This window comes from Pseudomonas nitroreducens (genome assembly GCF_014204515.1).
Classification (GTDB): Bacteria; Pseudomonadota; Gammaproteobacteria; order Pseudomonadales; family Pseudomonadaceae; genus Pseudomonas; species Pseudomonas nitritireducens_A.
The window spans coordinates 1-21,020 of record NZ_JACHLI010000012.1; the positions used below are offsets into that span (position 1 = coordinate 1).

Genomic DNA, 21,020 nt, shown 5'->3' on the forward strand with positions numbered 1-21,020 from the left:
TAATTGCCCGTGAGGCTTGACCATATAACACCCAAACAATTTGCGTGTTGTACGGTGAAGACGTAACGAACCGAAAGTTCGTGTGAACCGCAAATTACCTGTCACATACCCGAATCTGGATGAGCGTGTGCACTTGCCACGAGCGTCCATAAAGAATTGCTTGACGACCATAGAGCGTTGGAACCACCTGATCCCATCCCGAACTCAGTAGTGAAACGACGCATCGCCGATGGTAGTGTGGAGTTTCTCCATGTGAGAGTAGGTCATCGTCAAGCTCCTATCCCAAGACCCCTGGTCAGCATCGCTGGCCGGGGGTTTTGCTTATTAGTGTAAGCAACCCGAATTCGGATGAGCGCTCAGGCGAGCATCCAACCGAATTGCTTGACGACCATAGAGCATTGGAACCACCTGATCCCATCCCGAACTCAGTAGTGAAACGATGCATCGCCGATGGTAGTGTGGAGTTTCTCCATGTGAGAGTAGGTCATCGTCAAGCTTCTAATTCCGAAGCCCCCGATCCGCGAAAGCGGGTCGGGGGTTTTGTTTTATGGGGCGGAAAAAGCCAATACGGGAGCCCTATATAGGGCCAGTAACCCGGGACGGGTTATCCGCCGCGGCGGATAACGCTTGAGGCGTTATGCGCCCTACGACCGGCGTTTGCCGAGGGCCGTGAAGTGTGCGGTTCGCGTGCAGGCTCGCTCCTACAAGTGGGCGAGGGGCTTGGTCATGATGAGGGTGCGTTCTTCGCCGTGGACCTGTTCGCGCAGCAGGCGATAGCCGAGGCGGGCGTAGAAGCGTTCTGCGGTGAGAGAAGAGGGGACCAGCAAGGCCTCTACGCCGCGCTCCAGGGCGGCTTTCTCGATTTGGCCCATCAGGGCCTGGCCGATGCCCTTGCGCTGCTGCTGTGGCGCTACGAAGAGGCTGCGCACGGTACTGCCATCCAGCGCGCCGGTGCCGACGATCTGATCGCTCAGCAATGCAACGAAGACCAGGCGCTGCTGCAGCAGTTCTATCACCCGCTCAGGCGTGAAATGCGCGACTACCGAGTCGATGACGCTTGCCGGGTAATCCTGGCTGTTGCTCTCCCTGACGGCTGCCACGATCACTCGGCTGATGGCGGCAGCGTCTTCGCTGCGGGCCTGTCTGATCTTCAATTCCATCTGTGCGCTCCCTGGTGTCCGGCTTGCCCATCCTGAAGGGATTGGGCGCAATGGGATAGAGCGGAATCGCAGGCAACAAAAAAGGCGCCCTGGGGCGCCTTTTCTGTTCAGGTCACTGATCAGCCGTTGTGGCGTTTCAGGACCAGGGTGGCGTTGGTGCCGCCGAAGCCGAAGCTGTTGCTCATGACGGTGTCGATCTTCGCGTTTTCGCGGGTTTCGCGCAGGATCGGCAGGTCGGCGACTTCCGGGTCCAGCTCGTCGATGTTGGCGGAGGCGGCAATGAAGTTGCCTTCCATCATCAGCAGGCAGTAGATCGCCTCGTGAACGCCAGCGGCGCCCAGGGAGTGGCCGGACAGGCTCTTGGTGGAGCTGATGGCCGGGGCGTTGCTGCCGAACACTTCACGCACGCCACGGATTTCGGCAACGTCGCCGACCGGGGTGGAGGTGCCGTGGGTGTTCAGGTAGTCGATCGGGGTGTCAACGGTCGACAGGGCCTGCTGCATGCAGCGGATGGCGCCTTCGCCGCTCGGGGCGACCATGTCGTAGCCATCGGACGTCGCACCGTAGCCAACGATTTCGGCGTAGATCTTGGCGCCACGCTTGAGGGCGTGTTCCAGCTCTTCGACCACGACCATGCCGCCGCCGCCAGCGATGACGAAACCGTCACGCTTGGCGTCGTAGGCGCGGGAGGCCTTTTCCGGGGTGTCGTTGTACTGGGTGGAGAGGGCGCCCATGGCGTCGAACAGGCAGCTCTGGCTCCAGTGTTCTTCCTCACCGCCGCCGGCGAAGACGACGTCCTGCTTGCCCAGCTGGATCTGTTCCATGGCCTGGCCGATGCAATGCGCGCTGGTGGCGCAGGCCGAGGAGATGGAGTAGTTCACGCCCTTGATCTGGAAGGGAGTGGCCAGGCACGCGGAAACGGTGCTGCCCATGGTGCGGGTGACGCGGTATGGGCCGATGCGCTTGACGCCCTTCTCGCGCAGGGTGTCGATGGCTTCCATCTGGTTCAGGGTGGAAGCGCCGCCGGAGCCGGCGATCAGGCCGGTGCGCGGGTTGGAGATCTGCTCGGGGCTGAGGCCGGAGTCCTTGATCGCCTGTTCCATTGCCAGGTAGGCATAAGCGGCGGCGTCGCCCATGAAGCGGAAGACCTTGCGGTCGATCAGCTCTTCCAGGTTCAGATTGACCGAACCGGAAACGTGGCTGCGCAGGCCCATCTCGGCGTAGCTGGGGTTGTGGCGGATGCCAGCACGGCCTGCACGCAGGTTGGCGGAGACGGTGTCTTTGTCATTGCCCAGGCAGGAAACGATGCCCAGACCGGTGATCACGACGCGACGCATGCGGATACCCTTAGAAGCTGTCAGTGGAAGTGAACAGGCCGACGCGGAGGCCTTCGGCGCTGTAGATTTCGCGGCCATCGACGCTGACGGTGCCGTCGGCGATGGCCAGGATCAGCGAACGATTGATCGTACGCTTGATGTGAATGTTGTAGGTGACTTTCTTGGCGGTCGGCAGGACCTGGCCGAAGAACTTCACTTCACCCGAACCCAGGGCGCGGCCGCGGCCGGGGTTGCCCTGCCAGCCGAGGTGGAAGCCTACCAGCTGCCACATGGCGTCCAGGCCCAGGCAGCCCGGCATGACGGGGTCGCCTTCGAAGTGGCAGGCGAAGAACCACAGGTCGGGATTGATATCCAGCTCGGCGACCAGTTCGCCCTTGCCATACTTGCCGCCGACCTCACTGATGTGGGTGATGCGGTCGATCATCAGCATGTTGGGGGCGGGCAGTTGCGCATTACCCGGGCCGAAGAGTTCGCCGCGGCTGCAGCGCAACAGGTCTTCTCGGGTGAAGGCGTTTTGTTTGGTCATGCGAGCTCCTCAAAAATCCTGGATAGCAGGCGTTGTCTGGCTTGTGCCTGCGGCGCCGCGTTCCGTTGTTGTTGTCACGGTGTCATGCGGCAGCCTAGTCATAGACTATTGCCTTTAAGTGAAAGTCACAGCAATCGGCGAACGCTTGTTCACTTTTCGCCGCTGCCAGGTTTCCCTGTCGGGACGCAGGCCCCGGGCCGGTCCGCAGTTTGCGGGCAAGCGCTCCGTCGATCAACGACCTGGAGCAACCCAGCGCTGCAGAATCCGCTGCAGCTCCGCGCGTTTGAACGGTTTGGCCAGGTAGTCGTTCATCCCGGCCTCCAGGCAGGCTTCACGGTCGCCCTGCAGCGCGTTGGCGGTCAGGGCGATGATCGGCACCTGCTCGCCGCCCGGCCGTGCGCGGATCTGCCGGGTGGCTTCGTAGCCGTTGAGTACCGGCAGGCGGCAGTCCATCAGGATCGCCGCATACTCGCCGCGCTCGGAAGTGCGCACTGCCTGGGCGCCATCACCCACCAGCGTGACGCGATAACCCAGGCTGCGCAACATAGCTTCTATGACCGTTTGATTCACCGGGTTGTCCTCCACCAGCAGCACGGACTGACCAGTGGCAGGCGCTTCGCCGGCGTTGGCGCCGTCCTCTGCGGCACTCTGCCGCTGGCGGAAGGGCAGGGGAATTTCCAGGGTGAAGGTCGAGCCGCAGCCTTCCTCGCTGACCGCGCCCAGGGTGCCGCCCATCCGTTCGGCCAGGGTGCGTGCGATGGACAGGCCCAGCCCGGTGCCGCCGTAGCGCCGCGAGGTGGACGAGTCGGCCTGCTGGAAGGCTTCGAACATGTGCTCCAGGCGCTCGCGGGAGATGCCGATGCCGCTGTCCTGCACCGAGCAGCTGAGCCACAGCACCTCGTCGTCCAGCGCCTGCCAGGTGGCTTCCAGGCGCACGCCGCCTTCTTCGGTGAATTTCAGCGCGTTGCCCAGCAGGTTGACCAGGATCTGCCGGATGCGCGTCGGGTCGCCCTGCACCTCGAGGTGATCGAGGCCGTCCTGGATTTCCATTTCCAGCGCCAGGCCGCGCTGCTGGGCGCTGTGCTGGAAGACCTGGAGGGAGCTCTGGATCAGCTCCAGCAGGTTGAACGGGATGCGCTCCAGCTCCAGGGCGCCGCGCTCGACGCGGGAGAAGTCGAGGATGTCGTTGATCACCTTGAGCAGGTGCTCGGTGGATTCGGTGGCCAGCGCGCTGTACTCGGCCTGCTCCTGGTTGAGCTCGGTGGTTTCCAGCAGCTGCAGCATGCCCAGCACGCCGTTCATCGGGGTGCGCAATTCGTGGCTCATCATCGCCAGGAAGTCGGACTTGGCGCGGTTGGCCTCTTCGGCTTCCTCCCGCGCCGCTACCAGTTGGGCGATGCTGCGGTCCTGCTCCAGGCTGGCCTGCTGCAGGCCGCGGGCGAGGTTGTTGATGTGCCGGGCGAGGTCGCCGACTTCGCCGTCGTCGGGTACCGGCAGGGTGGTGTGGTAGTCGGCGGTCTGGATCGCCTGCACGGCGCGGCCCATGGTGCGGATCGGCGCGGCCAGGCGGCGGGCCAGGCGGCGCGCCAGCAGGTAGGTGAGGATCAGCGCGAACAGCGCGAGCAGGCTGGCCTTGAGGAGGATTTCCTGCTGCCGCTGGCTGAAGGCGTCGCTGGCCATGCCGACCACCACGCGGCCGAGGTAATCGCCGCTGGGCGGGGCGGCAGCGGGCAGCATGTCGTTGGAGCTGGCCAGGTCGCTGCCGTCGAGGGCGATGTTCTCGCGCTGGATCGAGGCGTGGAAGATTTCCACCTTGGTGCTCGCCTGGGCGGGATCCGCGGCGTGCTCGACGTAGACGAGGATGTTGTCGCCACGGTCGCGCACTTCGATGAATCTCACGTGGGCGGTGCCCAGGGTGGCGCGCAGCAGGCTCTGCAGCACCGGCAGGTTGCCGGAGATCACCCCGTACTCCGCCGCCGGCGCCAGTTGGTTGGCGATCAGCTGGCCGGTGTGGTTGGACTCCAGGCGCAGGTCCTGCAGCCGTGAGTAGGTGAAGTAGCCGGTGAGCAGCACGGTCAGCAGCAGCGCCGGGCCAAGGCTGATGGCCAGCATGCGCGTCTGGATGTTCCAGCTCTGGCGGGAACTCATGGTTTCTCTCCTTCGGCGAGGCGCCGCGCGAGGTCCGCGTCGCCTGGCAGGTCGATGCCGAGCGAACGCGCCACCTGGCGGTTGCTCTGCACCTTGAAGCGTTCGGGGTAGAGGCTGCGGGGCCAGTGCTCCGTCGGCTCGTCGAGCAGGGTGTCGAGGGTCTCCAGCCAGTCGTCCTGGTCGCTGTAGCTGCTGGCCAGGCTGCCGGCCTTGACGAAGGCGGCGCTGGGGCCGATCAGCGGACGGTTCTCGGCATAGGCGCTGAGCAGGATGCCCTTGATGGTCTGCGCGTTATAAAGCTGTTTGTCGTCCAGCCCGAGCAGCAGGTCACTGCGACCGAGCAGTTCGCGCAGCGGGCGGCCGTCTTCGGCGCGGGTCTGCAGCTCGCTGACCAGCTCCACGCCGAGCCGCCCGGCGGCCTGACGAAGCTCGTCGAGGAGGAACTCGCTGGTAGGCCCGAGCAGCACGCCAATCCGCTGCGGGCGCGGGGTGAGCAGCAGGGCCAGTCGCATCTGGCGGGCCGGCGGCGGATCGCTCCACAGCAGGCTCAGGTGCGGCACGTCGCGTTCGCCCATCACCTGCCGGGCCTCGACACGGCTGACCAGCAGGGTCAGCGCCGGTGGCGCATCGTGGCTGGCCAGGCGCCAGTTCAGCGCGCCGCTGCCCAGCAGCAGCAGGCGGGTTTCAGCGTCGAGGGCGGCGGCGGGCGGCAGGTCTTCGGGGGATTCCAGGCGCACCTGGTCGCCTGGACGGCGCTCGGCCAGGGCCTTGGCGAAGTCCTCCAGGGCCGGGCTGCGCTCGCTGCTCACCAGCAGGATGTCGCGGGCCTGGGCCGGCAGCGCGAAGAGACAGGCCAGCCCGAGGAGCAGGGCGGCGAGGAGATTTCCGGGGCTCATCCTTGAGCGGCGGGCAGGCATGCTAGAAATCCACCTCGGCGCTGAAGTAGAGCAGGTGGCGGCTGTCGTAGCGGTTTTCCGGCCAGGTCAGCGGTTCGTCGTCCAGGCGCTGCTGCAGCACGCCGGCCAGTTCCAGCGCCGCACGGCCCAGGGGGATGCGCTTGGCCACGCGCAGGTCGACGCGCTCGAAGCGGTGCTGGTTCAGCGCGTCGTCACCGTAATAGAAGACCGAACTGGACCAGCCGCGTCCCCAGTCGCGCATCCAGCCGGCCGAGCCGCTGTTGCGCGCGGTGAGACGCTGGTCGTAGCGGCTGCTGGCGTCGTAGTCGACATAGGCATAGGTCAGGCGCACGCGGTCCTGCCGCGTCAGGCGCCAGTCCAGCTGGGTTTCCGCGCCATGGAAGCGGATGTCGTTGTGGTTGCTCGGTTCGAAGTCGGAGACCTTCAAGGGATCGCTGATCAGCCCGTGGATTTCGTCGTAGTAGGCTTTGATGTCGACGGCGAGTCCGAGTTCGTCGAACTGGCCGTTGTAGCCGACTTCCCGCGAGCGCATGCGTTCCTGGTCGAGATCGCCAGGGCCACGGGCGCGGGCGAAGTAGTAGGCGCTGGACTGGCCGTAGACCGGGGCCGAGAGGTTGCGCACCCGGTAGCTCCAGTTCACGTCGTTCTCGTACATGTCCGGCGAGCGCACCGCTTCGGAGTACACCGCGCGCAGGCTGTGGCGCGGGTTGATCAGGTAGTTGAGGGCAAGGCGCGGGCTGACCGAGCTGCCGGACAGCGCATCGTCCTCCACCATCGCGCCGCCCTGCAGCAGCCAGTGTGGCGTCAGGTGCCATTCCAGCTGGCTGAACAGGCGCCAGATGTCGTTGTTCACCGTGCCGCCGAAGTAGGTTTCCGAGGTGGCCTGGTCGTGGCGGTAACTCAGGCCGCTGACCAGCCGCACGCCGTCGGCGAGGCTGAGGGTGTCCTGCAGCTCCAGGTCGTAGCGGGTCTCGCGGATGTTCTGGTTCACCTGGCCGCACACCGGCAGGTAGGCACCATTGGCCAGCTGTTGCAGCACCTGCCCGGCCAGCGCCTGTTCCTGGGCCGAGCCGCGGGGAATCCTGGGCAGCGATTCGGCCAGGTCGTCGACGTACTTCGGGCTCAACGACCAGAGCTGCGCGAGCTGCGGGCTGAAGGCGATGGCGGCTTCGCAGGCGCCGAACTGCTGCAGGCGCTCCCAGTGCTCGGCGTAGCCCTGCACGTACAGGCTGTGCTTGGGGTTGATGTCGAAGGTCCAGCGCAGGGAGCCGGCGTAGTCGCGGGCGGTCAGGTCGGAATTGTCGTCGCCGGCGGCGATGTTGCCGAAGACCGGCTGGTAGTCGTAGGGCCGCTGGTTGCTGCCTTCCTTCGCGGCGAGCTGCCAGTCCAGGCTGTTGCGTGGGTCGAGGCTGTGGCTGGCGACCAGGTTGAAGCGGCTCAGGCGGCGGCCGTCGCGGTAGTCGCGGTCGAACTGGTCGTGGTCGAAGCCGTCGTCCTCCTGGCCGGAGAGCGACAGCCGATAGTCGCCGGAGCGGTCGTGCAGGCCCTGGCTGGCGTACCAGTCGCGGACGCCGTTCTGTCCGGCGGTGTATTTCAGCCGGGTGCCCTGGCTGTCGGCGGGCTTGCGGGTGAGGATGTTGATCACCCCCATCAGCGCGTTGGCGCCGTAGCTCGCGGCGTTGGGGCCGCGGAAGACCTCGATGCGGTCGATGTCCTCGATGGCCACCGGGATATCGCTCCAGTCCACCGTGGCCAGGCCGGGGCGGTACACCGAGCGGCCGTCCACCAGCACCTGCAGGCGCCGCGCCTCGGTGACGTTGGTGCCGTGGTAGTTCACCGTGGCCTGGTTGCCCGACAGGTAGCCGACCATCATGCCCGGCACCAGGCGCATCAGTTCGGGGATGTCGCGGGCGCCGGAGGCCTTGATCAGGTCGCGGTCGAGCACCGTCATGCTGCCGGGCACTTCCGCCGGGGATTGCTTGAGCCGCGTCGCGGTCAGAACTTCGGGGACGTCGAGGCTGTCCACGAACAGGTCGCCCGCCACGGCTTTGCCGGCCAGCAGGGCGGCAAGCAGGGAGAGCGGCAAAGGGGCGCGGGCGGTACGCTGCACGGAACGGCCTTGTTCTCGGTTCTTATGGGTTCGGTCGATGTCTACAGCTAGACGTTTTCCACACGACGGATGTTAAACGAGGCTGCGCTGAATGCCAGTGCGGAGATCCGCACTGGTCGCTCGCCGATGCGGCCTTATAATGCCCCAATCGCCGCCGCAGGGCGGCCAGCCATGGAACAGACATGACACAGCAGCAACCGATCGCCGTCCTCGGTGGTGGCAGTTTCGGCACCGCCTTCGCCAACCTGCTGGCAGAGAATGGAAACCGCGTTCGCCAGTGGATGCGTGACGAGGAACAGGCCGAGGCGATCCGCGTCAACCGCGAGAACCCCAATTACCTGAAGGGCGTGCGCATCCATGCCGGCGTCGAGCCGACCACGGATCTGACGGCGACCCTGGCCGAATGCCAGATGATCTTCGTCGGCGTGCCTTCCAGCGCCCTGCGCAAGGTGCTCGACGGCCGCAGCGAGGAGCTGGCGGGCAAGATGCTGGTCAGCCTGACCAAGGGCATCGAGGCGCAGAGCTTCAAGCTGATGAGCCAGGTGCTCGAGGAAATCGCGCCCAAATCCCGCATCGCGGTGATCTCCGGGCCGAACCTGGCGCGGGAGATCGCCGAGCACGAGCTGACCGCCACCGTGGTCGCCAGCGAGGACGAAGACCTCTGCGCCCAGGTGCAGCAGGCCCTGCACGGCCGCACCTTCCGCGTCTACGCCAGTGGCGACCGTTTCGGCGTCGAGCTGGGCGGCGCCTTGAAGAACGTCTACGCCATCATTGCCGGCATGGCCGCCGCGCTGGGCATGGGCGAGAACACCAAGGGCATGCTGATCACCCGCGCCCTGGCCGAAATGACCCGCTTCGCCGTCAAGCTCGGCGCCAACCCGATGACCTTCCTCGGCCTGGCCGGCGTGGGCGACCTGATCGTCACCTGTTCGTCACCCAAGAGCCGTAACTATCAGGTGGGCTTCGCCCTGGGCGAGGGCCTGACCCTGGAAGACGCGGTGGCGCGCATGGGTGAAACCGCCGAAGGCGTGAACACCCTCAAGGTGCTCAAGGCCAAGGCTGACGAAATGGGCGTCTACATGCCGCTGGTGGCCGGCCTCAACGCCATCCTGTTCGGCGGCCGTACCCTGGCGCAGGTCATCGAGGCGCTGATGAGCGGCGAGCCGAAGACCGACGTCGACTTCATTCCCACCACCGGTTTCTGAAGGAGCAATCACCATGTCCGCTGAACGACTGGAAAAAGAATCCCTGGTCCTGCGCGTCGTCTGGATGCTGGTCTTCGCGCTGGTCTGGTCCGTCGCCCAGATGATCCTCGGCGCCGTGGTGATCATCCAGCTGATCTACCGCATCATCTACGGCGCGCCCAGCGGCAGCCTGATGGCGTTCGGCGACAGCCTGAGCCAGTACTTCGCGCAGATCGGCCGCTTCGGTACCTTCCAGACCGAAGAGAAGCCCTGGCCGTTCGCCGACTGGCCGACCGCCCACGCCCCGCAGGGCGAGGCTCCGCACGACGTGCCGCCGGCGCCGCACCCGGTGCGCGACGAGGAGCCCAAGCTTTGAAGCTCTGGCTGCTGCGCCACGGCGAAGCCGAGCCGCAGGCCCGCCGTGACTCCGAGCGCCGGCTGACGCCCCACGGCATCAAGGAAGCGCTGAAAAGCGCAGCCCAGCTCGCCGGGCATCCGCTGGACGGCATCCTCGCCAGCCCCTACGTGCGCGCCCAGGAAACCGCCGAACTGGTCCGTGAGGCGCTCGGCTTCGAGGGTTCGGTCGGTACTGCGCCCTGGCTGACGCCGGACGACGATCCCAAGGACGTGCTGCGCTTCCTCGACGGCCGCAGCGAGCGCAACCTGCTGCTGGTCACCCACCAGCCGCTGGTGGGCGCGCTGGCCGGCCTGCTGGTGCATGGCAGCCGCAACGACGCCGTGCCGTTCAGCACCGCCACCCTGGCGGAGCTGGAAGGCGAGGTGCCGGTGGCGGGGTTGATGGAACTGGTATCGCTCTACCATCCGCGGCATTCCTGAGTCGGAAGGATCTGTACGAAAAAGGCCCCGAAAGGGGCCTTCTGCATTTCCATCGCCGCCAAATCGTGCCCGGATGTTTCTGCGCGAGGTCCGTTGCAGAGCGGTTGCTGCCAATCCTTCGGCTAAATCCTACAAAAGTTCACACGACCAGCCTTGTCTGCCGCTGCGCTGCGTGGAATATTCAACCAAGCAAGTGCTTGGTTGATCCATCGCTATATCCCTGAGCTACACCTCTGACAAAAAAAACAAAGGAGGGGCACGTGGTTAAAGCAGTCCGATTACCACTCGACCTGTTCTATCAGCGCGAGAAGAGCCACCCGAACAAACGCTACCTGGTGCAGCCGCTGGCCGGCGGCGAAGTGCAGGCCCTGACCTGGGGCGAAGTGGGCGACCAGGCCCGCCGCGCCGCCGCCTGGCTGCGCAGCCTGAACCTGCCCGAAGGCAGCCGGGTGGCGATCATTTCCAAGAACTGCGCGCACTGGATCGTCGCCGACATCGCCATCTGGATGGCCGGCCACGTCTCGGTGCCGCTGTATCCGAACCTCACCGCCGACTCGGCGCGCCAGGTGCTGACCCACTCCGAAGCGGCAGTGGCGTTCATCGGCAAGCTGGATGACTGGCCGTCGATGGCTGCCGGCATGCCCGAAGGCGTGCCCACCGTCGCTTTGCCGCTGCATCCGGAAGGGCGATTCGATCACCAATGGAGCGACCTGCAGGCGGTGGCGCCGATGGCCGACGACCCGCGCCCGGACGCCGCCACCCTGGCCACGCTGGTCTACACCTCCGGCACCACCGGCACGCCAAAGGGGGTGATGCACACCTTCGGCAACTTTGCCTTCGCCGCCAGCCACGCCATCGACCTGTTCGGCGTTGGCGGCGAAGACCGGCTGCTGTCCTACCTGCCGCTGTGCCACGTCGCCGAACGCATGTTCGTCGAGATGGCCTCGCTGTATGCCGGGCAGACGGTGTTCTTCGCCGAGAGCCTGGACACCTTCGTCGCCGACATGCGTCGCGCCCGGCCCACGGTGTTCTTCGGCGTGCCGCGCATCTGGACCAAGTTCCAGATGGGCGTCTATGCGCAGATGCCGGCGCAGAAACTCGACCGTCTGCTGCGCCTGCCCATCGTCGGCCGCCTCGTTGGCCGCAAGGTGCTTGCCGGCCTTGGCCTGGATGCCGTGCGCTACGCCCTGTGCGGCGCCGCGCCGGTGCCCGAGGCGCTGCTCGACTGGTACCGTCGCCTGGGGCTGAACGTGCTGGAGGTCTACGGCATGTCGGAGAACTGCGGCTATTCCCATGTCTGCCGCCCTGGCGAACAGAAAACCGGCTGGATCGGCCGCAACAGTCCCGGTGTGGAAGTGCGCATCAGCGACGACGGCGAAGTCCAGGTACGCAGCGGCGCGACCATGGTCGGCTACTACAAGGACCCCGAGCGCACCGCCGAAACCATCACCGAGGACGGCTTCCTGCGCACCGGCGACAAGGGCGAACAGGATGCCGACGGCAACCTGCGCCTGACCGGCCGGCTCAAGGAAATCTTCAAGACCGCCAAGGGCAAGTACGTGGCCCCGGCGCCCATCGAGAACCGCCTGGCCGTGCATTCGCGGATCGAGCAGATCTGCGTGGTGGGTGACGGCCTGATCGCCCCGTTGGGTCTGTGCGTGCTCTCCGAGGTCGGTCGCCAGGAAGCCGCCAACGGCTCGCGCAGCCAGTTGGAGCAGAGTCTGCAGGCGTTGCTGACGGAGGTGAACGAGGCGCTGGACAAGCACGAGCGCCTGGCCGGGCTGGTGCTGGTCAAGGATGTCTGGACCGTGGACAACGGCTTCCTCACGCCGACCCTGAAGATCAAGCGCAATGTGGTGGAAGGGACCTACGGACAGCGCTTCAATGAATGGGCGGAGCGCCGCGAGGCGGTGCAATGGCACGAATGACCACAAGGAAAACGCTATGACCTGGCGCACCACGCCCGACCTGGAAAAGCTCAACGCGAACCTGAAGAACACCATCGGTGAAGTGCTCGACATCCGTTTCGAGGCGTTCGACGACGACTCGCTGACCGCCAGCATGGTGGTGGATTCGCGCACCCACCAGCCCTATGGTCTGCTGCACGGCGGCGCCTCGGTGGTACTGGCGGAAACCGTCGGCTCCACCGCCAGCTACCTGTGCCTGGACAACACGAAGTACTACTGCGTGGGCCTGGAAGTGAACGCCAACCACCTGCGCGGCCTGCGCAGCGGGCGGGTGACGGCGGTGGCCAAGGCGGTGCACATCGGCCGCTCGACCCACGTCTGGGAAATCCGCCTGCACGGGGACGACGGCAAGCCCAGCTGCATCTCGCGGCTGACCATGGCGGTGGTGCCGCTGGAGCGCTGATCCGGTGCGCCTTTCGCCCATTGTCGTGAAGAGCCGTAGGATGGCGTGGAGCGAAGCGATACCCATCGATCCCGGCACGGGCAGCATGGGTATCGCCTAGGCTCCACCCATCCCACTGATGCGCTCCCTGCGGCTGCATCTGCCTGACTGTTCGCGGACGGAGTCCGTTCCTACGCAGGTGGTTGGGGGCAGCGTGCTCTTGTAGGAGCGGATTTATCCGCGATGGATCTAGCCGGACAAAGTCCGCTCCAACGAACCTGCATAGGGAGCGCGAGCTCTTGGTAGGAGCGAGCTTGCTCGCGAACCGCCTGATGCGATGGCGTTGGGCGGGGTTCGCGAGCAAGCTCGCTCCTACAGAAACCTCGCTCCCGACAATGCCTACAGCTCCTGCGCCGCTCGGCGCACTCGCAATTTTGTCCAAGACCCGCCGTTCCCGCGCCGGTAAAGTAGGCCCATGGAACGCATCGAACACCACAGCAGCGGCCTGCCCGGCGTCCGGTTCATCGACGCCGAGTACCGCCGTTTCGCCTTTCCGCGGCATTTTCATCTCGACTACCACGTCGGGTTGATGCTGGACGGCTGCCAGCGCTATACCCATCGCGGTGAGCGCTCGCTGGCCGGGAACGGCGACATCCTGCTGATGAGTCCCGAAAGCATCCACGACGGTTCCAGCGAGGGCGAGGACGGCTACCGCATCCGCGTGCTGTCCATCGACCCGCAATGGCTGGACGACGCCTGCCGCGCCTTCAGCGATGGCCGCCAGGGCGCGCCGCGGCTGACCGCCGCACAGTTGCGCGACCCGTTGCTGCAAACTGAATTGCAGCGCGCCCACGCCCTGATGCTCGGTGGCGAACGCCTGGCCCAGGAGGGCCAGCTCTGGCAGGCGCTTGCCGCGCTGCTGGAGCGCGCCTCCAGCCTGCGCATCCGCGAGCCGGGGCAGGGCTTCGACGCACCGACCTGGGCACGTATCCGCGAGTGGCTGGAGTCGCGCCTGGAAACCCCGCCGACCCTGGAAGAAATCGCCGAATTCTGCGACCTCAGCCCCTGGCAGGTGCTGCGCCGCTTCCGCCACCAGTGCGGATTGCCGCCGCACCAGTGGCTCACCCAGCTGCGCCTGGAACGCGCGCTGCCGCGGGTGATCAAGGGCCAGCCGCTGTCGGAGATCGCCCTGAGCCTGGGCTTCTACGACCAGGCGCACTTCAGCCGCCTGTTCCGCCGCACCTACGGATTGCCGCCCGCGCGACTCCGCCAGCGCTGATCCGCCCACTTCCCGTTTCCTTTCCCACTGGAGAATCCCGCCATGCAGGAGGTTCACGTCTTGCTCATGCTCACCGCCGTGTTCGCGGTCGCCCTGGTCAGCCCCGGCCCGGACGTCGCGCTGGTGGTGCGTACTTCGCTGCACCAGGGCCGCCGCGCCGGCGTGCTCAGCGCCCTCGGGCTGGCCTGCGGCATCCTGGTCCACGGCACGCTGGTGCTGACCGGAGTGTCGTTGCTGCTGGCCCGCTCGCCGCTGCTGTTCAGCGCGCTGCAACTGGTGGGCGCGGCCTACCTCGGCTGGCTCGGCATCGGCGCGTTGCGCGCGCTGCGCAAACCGGGCGGGGCAGGGCGCATCGACGGCGAGTTGTCCGCGTCGAGGCTCGGCCCCTGGCTGCGCGGGCTGGCGACCAACCTGTTCAATCCCAAGGCGCTGGTGTTCTTCCTCGCGCTGCTGAGCAGCCTGATCCCGGCGGACATGTCGGCGCCCGGCAAGGTCGTGGTGGCGGTGATGCTGTTCGTCGTCGGCTTCGCCTGGTTCAGCCTGCTCAGCGTGATCCTCACCCGGCCGCTGTGGCAGCGGCGCCTGCTGCGCGCGGTGCCGGTGATCGACGGCGCCTGCGGGCTGGTGTTCCTGCTGGTGGCGGGCGGCATCCTGTTCAGTGTGGTGAACCACGCGACGCATTGGGTATGAAGGGGGATGGCGGATAACTTGTTCCAAGTTATGCGCCCTACGGCGGCCGACCTGTAGGGCGGATAACCGTTCGCGGTTATCCGCCGATAGCGGCCGGATCAGGGCAAATCCGCCGGAGCGCCATGGACTTTGGCCGTAGTGCCGTCATTCGCGGGAGTGCGGGTCATTGCCGCACCCGCGAAGCTGTCGGAAAATTCAGGCTGTCATTCCCCTGAGTTCACCCAGCATGTCGCAAGCGGTCTTCTTCGCCCACGCCAACGGCTTCCCCTCGGGCACCTACGGCAAGCTGTTCGATGCCCTGGAGCCGGATTACCGGGTCCATCGGCTGGACATGCATGGCCATGACCCGCGCTTCCCGGTGAACGCCAACTGGGAAAACCTGGTGGAGGAACTGCTGCATCACCTCGAAGCGCTGGACGAGCCCGTCTGGGGCGTCGGCCATTCCCTGGGTGGTGTGCTGCATTACCATGCGGCGCTGCGCAAACCCGAGTTGTACCGCGGCGTGGTGATGCTCGACTCGCCCCTGCTGACCCTGGCCGACCAACTGGTGATCCGCGCCGCCAAGCGCTTCGGCTTCATCGACCGGCTGACTCCGGCCGGCCGCACCCTGGGCCGCCGCGAGGACTTCGACGATTTCGCCGAGGCGCTGGAATACTTCGCCGGCAAGCCGCTGTTCCAGCGTTTCGATCGCGACTGCCTGGAGGCCTACGTGCGCCACGGTTTGGCGCCGGTGGATGCCAAGGGGCTGCGGCTGAAGTTCGACCCGGCCACTGAGATATCCATTTACCGCAACGTGCCGCACACCGCGCCGGGCCGCGCGAAGCAACTGGCCGTGCCGCTGACCATGGTGCGCGGCCGCCACAGCCGCGTGGTGCTGCCGCACCATGCCCGCCTGATCGGCCGCATCCCCATGGGCGAGAGCCTGTCGCTGCCGGGCGGCCACATGTTTCCGCTGGAGCGTCCGCAGGACACCGCCGCATTGCTCAAGACCGTCTTCGCCCGCTGGCAACAGCGCGCCAATGCCTAAGGAATCGCCATGACTGCCAAAGTCCAGGAAATCCGCCTGAACCTGCCGCACATCGAGCTGGCCGCCCACCTCTTCGGCCCGGAAGATGGCCGCCCGGTGATCGCCCTGCACGGCTGGCTGGACAACGCCATGAGTTTCGCCCGGCTGGCGCCCAGGCTCGAAGGTGTGCGCATCCTCGCCCTGGATTTCGCCGGCCACGGCCATTCCGGCCACCGCGCGCCAGGGGCCAGCTACCTGCTGTGGGACTACGCGCTGGACGTGCTGATGGTGGCCGACCAGATGGGCTGGGAGCGTTTCTCCCTGCTCGGTCATTCCATGGGCGCCATCGTCTCGGTGCTGCTGGCTGGCGCCATGCCCGAGCGCATCGAGCGTCTGGCGCTGATCGACGGCCTGGTGCCCTACACCGGCGAGCCGGAGACTTCTCCGCAGAAACTCGGTGAGGCACTGCGTGCCCAGCTGGCGCTGCCGAACAAGCGCAAGCCGGTGTACGAGGCCATCGACCGTGCCGTGGAAGCGCGCATGAAAGGCGTTGGCGCGGTCAGCCGCGAAGCAGCCGAGCTGCTGGCCTCCCGCGGCCTGGTGCCGGTGCCCGGTGGCTACACCTGGCGCACCGATGCGCGCCTGACCCTGCCGTCGCCGCTGCGCCTGACCCGCGCCCATGCGCGACAATTCGTCCAGTCGGTGCAGTGCCCGACCAGCCTGGTGCTGGCGCAGCAGGGCTTGATGCTGGTCGAGCCGGCCACCCGCGAACTGCTGAAAGACCGGCCCTTCGCGGTCTACGAGCTGCCCGGCCAGCACCACCTGCACCTGGATGACGAGGCGGGTGCCGAAGCCGTCGCAGCGATCTTCCGCCCCTTCCTGCAGGCCTGAGGGAAACACCCCGTAGCGCCCTTCGGCTTGACTAAAGCGGGGCCTGCCGCGAGTCTGCACGGATGATTTCAGGGAGATTGTGCATGCTCGACATCCAGACTGCCGCGCGCTCGTGGTTCGGCCGGACCTTCCAGACCCGCGCGCAAAGGAACCGGATGGCGCGCCTGCTGATCCTCGCCAGCCTCCTGGGCGGCAGCGCCGCGACGGTCGCCGCCGACTTGCCGGACAGCCACGACCTGGACATCCTGCCGCGCTTCCCGCGCTCGGAAATCGTCGACTTCAACCAGTCGCCGAGCCAGGAACGCATCTACCCGCAAGGCTCGATCAGCCGCATCAGCGGGCGTCTGCGCATGGAAGGCGAGGTGCGCGCCATCGGCGAGCTGACCGCCGTGACCTACCGCCTGCCCGACGAGGATTCCAGCCAGAGCGCCTTCGCCGCCGCGCGCAAGGACCTGCTCAAGGCCGACGCCACGCCGCTGTTCTGGTGCGAGAGCCGTGACTGCGGCTCCAGCAACCTGCTGGCCAACGCGGTGTTCGGCAACTCCAAGCTGTTCGGCCCGGACGAGCAGCAGGCCTACCTGCTGGTGCGCCTCGCCGCGCCCCACGAGGACAGCCTGCTGGCGGTCTACACCATCACCCGCGGCAACCGCCGTGCCTACCTGCACGCCGAACAGCTCGACGCCGGCGCGCCGCTGGGCGAGCTGCTGCCCAGCCCGGCGACCCTGATGCGCCTGCTCAAGGCCAACGGCGAGCTGACCCTCAGCCACGTGCCGCAGGAGCCGGGCGGCGCCTGGCTTGACCTGCTGGTGCGCACCCTGCGCCTGGACACCGGCGTGCGCGTGGAGCTGGCCGGCCAGCACGCTGGCGATTGGCGCACCGCGCTCACCGCCCAGGGCGTGCGCGATGCGCGCCTGGAGCAGGGCAAGGATGATGGCGACGGCCTGCATCTGACCTGGCTGCGCTGATTCTCCTACGCCCACAGCGCAAACGCCCTACACTGGGCCTTTCGAGCCAACCGGGAATTCCCATGTTCGACAATGATCGCCTGTTGCTGCGCCTGCTGCTGCTCGGCCTGCTGGGCGCCAGTATCTGGGTGCTGCTGCCATTCTGGTCGGCGCTGTTCTGGGCCGCCGTTCTGGCTTTCGCCAGCTGGCCGCTGATGCGTTTGCTGACCCAGTTGCTGGGGGGGCGCCAGGCCGCCGCCGCGGGCGTGCTCACCGTGGGCTGGATCGTGCTGGTAGCGCTGCCGTTGGTATGGCTGGGCTTCGGCCTGGTGGACCGGGTGCGCGAGGGCGTGGAGCTGGTGAAGAACCTGCAGGTCTCCGGCCTGCCGCCACCGCCGGAGTGGATGGCGCGCGTCCCGCTGATCGGCGACCGCCTCGTGGGCTGGTGGTACCAGGCGGACCAGCAGGGCGTGGCGATGTTCTCCGCGCTCAAGCCGTATATGGGCGAGGTCGGCAACTGGGCCCTGGCGCGCAGCGCCAAGCTCGGCGTGGGCATCTTCGAACTGGTGCTGAGCCTGGTGCTGATCTTCTTCTTCTACCGCGACGGCCAGCGCCTGCAGGCCTTCGCCCACGGCGTGCTGGAACGCCTGATCGGCGACGCCGCCCAACAGTACCTGGACATCATCGCTGGCACGGTGCAGCGGGTGGTCAACGGGGTGATCGGCACCGCCGCCGCCCAGGCCGTGCTGGCCACCATCGGATTCTTCATCGCCGGGGTGCCGGGGGCCTTCCTGCTCGGCCTGCTGACCTTCGTCTGCAGCCTGCTGATGGTGCCGCCGCTGGTCTGGGGGCCGGCGGTGCTCTGGCTGTTCTACCAGCAGAGCTACGGCTACGCGGTGTTCATGGCGATCTGGGGCTTCTTCGTGATCAGCGGCGTGGACAACATCCTCAAGCCCTACCTGATCAGTCGCGGCGGCAACCTGCCGCTGGTGGTGGTGCTGCTGGGCGTGCTCGGCGGGTTGCTCAGCTTCGGCTTCATCGGCCTGTTCCTTGGGCCGGTGCTGCTGGCTGTGGTGTACAACCTGGTCAGCGCCTGGGTGGCCAGCTCGCACCGGCCACCGCCGCCGCCGGTGGTTTGAGGTTTCGGAGCGGGGGTTGCCGTTTCCCTAACCCTCTTCCGTGGGGAGAGGGGATGGTTCAATGCGTACTGAAAGCTCTGCGCTCGCCGGTTGATGCCGTGAAACGTGTCCACGCCGAGCGGTTTTCGGCAGTGATTTGAGATTTCTGAGCGGGCGGCGGCCCTCACCCTGACCCTCTCCCAGAGGGAGAGGGGACTGGTCGGTGCGCTTTGAAATCGCGGAGCTTGCCGGCGGACTTTTCTATAAAACCCATGCGCCGAACGGCTCCCTCTCCCTCTGGGAGAGGGCTGGGGTGAGGGTGTCAGCAGGCGCTCCGGAGTTCGCCAGGTAGTCTGTTCGCGAGCAAGCTCGCTCCTACGACAAGCTCGCTCCTACCAAAAGCGCCTTGGATCTGGCGAGCTCAGCCAGGCAGGGCGAATAACCCGGAACGGTTTACCCGCCGCGCTGGCGGATAACGCTTGAGGCGTTAGGCGCCCTACGATTCAGACCTGCTCGCTCTTCACCTGCACCAGCTTGTCCCGCCCGGCGCCGAGGCCGAAGACGATGCCCGCCACGGTCACCACCACGAAGATCACCCCGGTCGCGGCCCAGCCGCCGGTGGCGTCGTGCACCACGCCGACCAGGAACGGCCCGCAGGCCGCCAGGGTGTAGCCCACACCCTGGGCCATGCCGGAGAGGTTGGAGGCGACGTGGGAATCCGGCGAGCGCAGTACGATCAGCGCCAGGGCGATGCTGAAGGTGCCGCCCTGGCCGAGGCCGAGCACCACGGCCCAACCCCAGATGCCCGACAGCGGGGCGAACAGCAGGCCGAGCAGGCCGGCCAGGGTCAGGCCCATGACGATGACCACGGCGATGCGCTGGTCCTTGCCACGGGTCGCCAGCCACGGTGCGGCCAGGGCGCTGAACAGCTGCACCATCACCGAACCGGAGAGCACCAGCCCGGCTTCCACGGCGCTCAGGCCGCGGTCGATGAGGATCGACGGCACCCAGCCGAAGACGATGTAGGCCAGCGACGACTGCAGGCCCATGTACAGCGTGACCTGCCAGGCCAGCGGATCGCTCCACAGACCCTTGACCCTGTGCATCGCGCGGTGGGCGTGGTGGTTCTGGCGGGTCTGCGGCAGCCAGATCGCCGCGGCGACTACCGCCGGGATGGCCCAGAACGCCAGCGCCAGCTGCCAGCTGTCGTCCAGCAGCTTGGCCAGCGGCACGGTGGAGCCGGCGGCGGTGGCGGCGCCCAGGCACAGGGCCATGGTGTAGACGCCGGTCATGGTCCCGGCGATGTGCGGGAAATCGCGCTTGACGATGCCCGGCAGCAGCACGCCGATGATGCCGATGCTGGCGCCGGCCACCAGGCTGCCGAGGAACAGCCCGGCCACCGGGAACAGGCTGCGCAGGACGATGCCGCCGGCCAGGGTGAAGAGGATCAGCAGCACGGTGCGCTCGGCGCCCAGGCGCCGCGCGAGCATCGGCGCCAGCGGCGCGAACAGGCCCAGGCAGAGCACCGGCAGGGTGGTCAGCAGGCCGGCGGCTGACGCCGAAAGCCCGGTGCCGTCACGCACGGTGTTGAGCAGCGGCGACAGGCTGGACAGCGCCGGACGCAGGTTGATCGCCACCAGCACCAGGCCCAGCAGCAACAGCCAGGTGCGTTGCGGGCGCGGTGCAGTCGGCGGCGCGCTGTCGTCTTCGGCGTCGATCAGCAGTTCCTCGGGTGGACAGGACACCTTGTGCTCGGTGTCTTTCGGATCATGGGGCAGGGACATGGTGGGCATTCCAGGGCAGCAAGGCAGAAAGCGTTCGTCGAAAAGCGTTGGTACAGGAAATGGGAGTCAGATCAGCAGCGCGCGGTTCGCTTTCGCCGCGGCCTCGGCGTCACCACGGGCGATGGCCTCCACCAGCTCGCGGTGCAACTCGAAACTTGGCTGCGGCCGGCTCGGGTCGCCGATGGTGCGCTCCAGGCCGGCGCGGATCACCTGGGAAAAGTAGCGGTACAGCTCGCTGAGCACCGGGTTGTGGGCGCTGTCGACCACCCGCTGGTGGAACGCCAGGTCATGGGCGATGTAGTCATCCAATGAGCCGCCGTGGTGCACGGCGGAGGCTTCCAGCGCTTCGCGCAGGGCAGCGAGGTCGGCCTCGCTGCGGCGCTCGGCGGCCAGCCGGCTGGCTTCCACCTCGATGATGCCGCGCGCCTCCAGGGCCTGCTCCACCGAGCTGCGCGCCAGCACCAGCATGGTGTCCAGCGGGTCGGCGCAGGCGCGCACGTAGGTACCGTCGCCCTGGCGCACTTCCAGCACGCCGGAGAAGGTCAGCACCCGCACCGCTTCGCGCACGGTATTGCGGCTGATACCCAGGGATTCGGCCAGTTCCGGCTCCGGCGGCAGGCGCTGGCCCAGCGGCCAGGTGCCGTCGTCGATGCGCAGGCGGATCTGCTCCAGGGCGATATCCACCAGGGAGCGCTTTTGAATGGGGGCAGGCGGAACAGGGCTTGGCATGGAAACATCCA

Annotated in this window: 19 protein-coding genes and 2 rRNA genes; 13 read left to right on the top strand and 8 right to left on the bottom strand. The window is 66.8% G+C overall.

All coding sequences use genetic code 11. From position 1 onward, the window contains the following. Positions 1-159 precede the first annotated feature (159 nt). Both rrf (HNP46_RS16085) and rrf (HNP46_RS16090) read left to right on the top strand, forming a co-directional pair. A 5S ribosomal RNA gene (gene rrf / locus HNP46_RS16085) occupies positions 160-275 on the top strand. A gap of 105 nt (positions 276-380) precedes the next feature. Further along, positions 381-496: ribosomal RNA gene (rrf, locus tag HNP46_RS16090) — 5S ribosomal RNA — on the top strand. A 205-nt stretch (positions 497-701) separates the two neighbouring features. Here the strand turns inward: rrf (HNP46_RS16090) and HNP46_RS16095 are convergent. The 6 genes from HNP46_RS16095 to HNP46_RS16120 form a co-directional block, all read right to left on the bottom strand. Further along, positions 702-1,160, bottom strand: coding sequence for a GNAT family N-acetyltransferase (locus HNP46_RS16095; protein ID WP_184590656.1), 459 nt, complete (start codon positions 1,158-1,160; stop codon positions 702-704). A 119-nt stretch (positions 1,161-1,279) separates the two neighbouring features. Beyond that, positions 1,280-2,497, bottom strand: coding sequence for a beta-ketoacyl-ACP synthase I (fabB, locus tag HNP46_RS16100; RefSeq protein ID WP_184590660.1), 1,218 nt, complete (start codon positions 2,495-2,497; stop codon positions 1,280-1,282). 10 nt (positions 2,498-2,507) lie between these two features. Further along, positions 2,508-3,023, bottom strand: a complete 516-nt coding sequence (fabA, locus tag HNP46_RS16105; RefSeq protein ID WP_138216449.1) for a 3-hydroxyacyl-[acyl-carrier-protein] dehydratase FabA — start codon at positions 3,021-3,023, stop codon at positions 2,508-2,510. A 231-nt stretch (positions 3,024-3,254) separates the two neighbouring features. Further along, positions 3,255-5,171: an ATP-binding protein gene (locus tag HNP46_RS16110; protein WP_184590663.1), complete on the bottom strand. Its 1,917-nt coding sequence runs from the start codon at positions 5,169-5,171 to the stop codon at positions 3,255-3,257. Further along, positions 5,168-6,088: an ABC transporter substrate-binding protein gene (locus tag HNP46_RS16115; RefSeq protein ID WP_184590665.1), complete on the bottom strand. Its 921-nt coding sequence runs from the start codon at positions 6,086-6,088 to the stop codon at positions 5,168-5,170. Before HNP46_RS16115 ends, HNP46_RS16110 begins: the two co-directional genes overlap by 4 nt. Position 6,089: 1 nt before the next feature. Further along, positions 6,090-8,198 carry a TonB-dependent receptor plug domain-containing protein gene (locus HNP46_RS16120; RefSeq protein WP_184590667.1) on the bottom strand — a complete coding sequence of 703 codons (2,109 nt, stop codon included), beginning with the start codon at positions 8,196-8,198 and terminating at the stop codon, positions 6,090-6,092. A 182-nt stretch (positions 8,199-8,380) separates the two neighbouring features. On the opposite strand from HNP46_RS16120, the gene HNP46_RS16125 reads away from it, so the two are divergent. From HNP46_RS16125 to HNP46_RS16175, 11 genes are all read left to right on the top strand, one after another. Continuing rightward, the gene (locus HNP46_RS16125; protein ID WP_184590669.1) at positions 8,381-9,403 is read left to right on the top strand and encodes an NAD(P)H-dependent glycerol-3-phosphate dehydrogenase; all 1,023 of its coding nucleotides are present in this window, start codon (positions 8,381-8,383) and stop codon (positions 9,401-9,403) included. Positions 9,404-9,416: 13 nt separating this feature from the next. Then, complete coding sequence (locus HNP46_RS16130) at positions 9,417-9,758, top strand: DUF4389 domain-containing protein (RefSeq protein WP_184590672.1); 342 nt, start codon at positions 9,417-9,419, stop codon at positions 9,756-9,758. After that, positions 9,755-10,219, top strand: coding sequence for a phosphohistidine phosphatase SixA (sixA, locus tag HNP46_RS16135; protein WP_184590675.1), 465 nt, complete (start codon positions 9,755-9,757; stop codon positions 10,217-10,219). Before HNP46_RS16130 ends, sixA begins: the two co-directional genes overlap by 4 nt. A gap of 260 nt (positions 10,220-10,479) precedes the next feature. Beyond that, complete coding sequence (locus HNP46_RS16140; RefSeq protein ID WP_184590678.1) at positions 10,480-12,147, top strand: AMP-binding protein; 1,668 nt, start codon at positions 10,480-10,482, stop codon at positions 12,145-12,147. 16 nt (positions 12,148-12,163) lie between these two features. After that, a complete protein-coding gene (locus tag HNP46_RS16145) occupies positions 12,164-12,589 on the top strand; it encodes a hotdog fold thioesterase (RefSeq protein WP_184590681.1) in 426 nt (141 codons plus the stop codon). Positions 12,590-13,043: 454 nt separating this feature from the next. Beyond that, positions 13,044-13,847, top strand: a complete 804-nt coding sequence (locus HNP46_RS16150; protein WP_184590683.1) for an AraC family transcriptional regulator — start codon at positions 13,044-13,046, stop codon at positions 13,845-13,847. A 42-nt stretch (positions 13,848-13,889) separates the two neighbouring features. Then, entirely contained in the window at positions 13,890-14,537 is a 648-nt protein-coding gene (locus tag HNP46_RS16155) for a LysE family translocator (RefSeq protein ID WP_184590685.1), read from the top strand. 226 nt (positions 14,538-14,763) lie between these two features. Then, on the top strand, positions 14,764-15,564 hold the full coding sequence (locus HNP46_RS16160; RefSeq protein WP_184590687.1) for an alpha/beta fold hydrolase: 801 nt from the start codon (positions 14,764-14,766) through the stop codon (positions 15,562-15,564). A 9-nt stretch (positions 15,565-15,573) separates the two neighbouring features. Beyond that, positions 15,574-16,434, top strand: coding sequence for an alpha/beta fold hydrolase (locus tag HNP46_RS16165; RefSeq protein ID WP_184590689.1), 861 nt, complete (start codon positions 15,574-15,576; stop codon positions 16,432-16,434). Positions 16,435-16,589: 155 nt separating this feature from the next. Beyond that, positions 16,590-17,399 (top strand): DUF4892 domain-containing protein, encoded by an 810-nt coding sequence (locus tag HNP46_RS16170; RefSeq protein WP_184590971.1) that lies wholly within the window; start codon positions 16,590-16,592, stop codon positions 17,397-17,399. 62 nt (positions 17,400-17,461) lie between these two features. Further along, the gene (locus tag HNP46_RS16175) at positions 17,462-18,517 is read left to right on the top strand and encodes an AI-2E family transporter (RefSeq protein ID WP_184590691.1); all 1,056 of its coding nucleotides are present in this window, start codon (positions 17,462-17,464) and stop codon (positions 18,515-18,517) included. 482 nt (positions 18,518-18,999) lie between these two features. Here HNP46_RS16175 and HNP46_RS16180 read toward each other — a convergent pair whose 3' ends face one another. Both HNP46_RS16180 and HNP46_RS16185 read right to left on the bottom strand, forming a co-directional pair. Beyond that, complete coding sequence (locus tag HNP46_RS16180) at positions 19,000-20,280, bottom strand: CynX/NimT family MFS transporter (protein WP_184590693.1); 1,281 nt, start codon at positions 20,278-20,280, stop codon at positions 19,000-19,002. A 66-nt stretch (positions 20,281-20,346) separates the two neighbouring features. Next, complete coding sequence (locus HNP46_RS16185) at positions 20,347-21,009, bottom strand: FadR/GntR family transcriptional regulator (RefSeq protein ID WP_184590695.1); 663 nt, start codon at positions 21,007-21,009, stop codon at positions 20,347-20,349. Between the last annotated feature and the right edge of the window lie 11 nt (positions 21,010-21,020).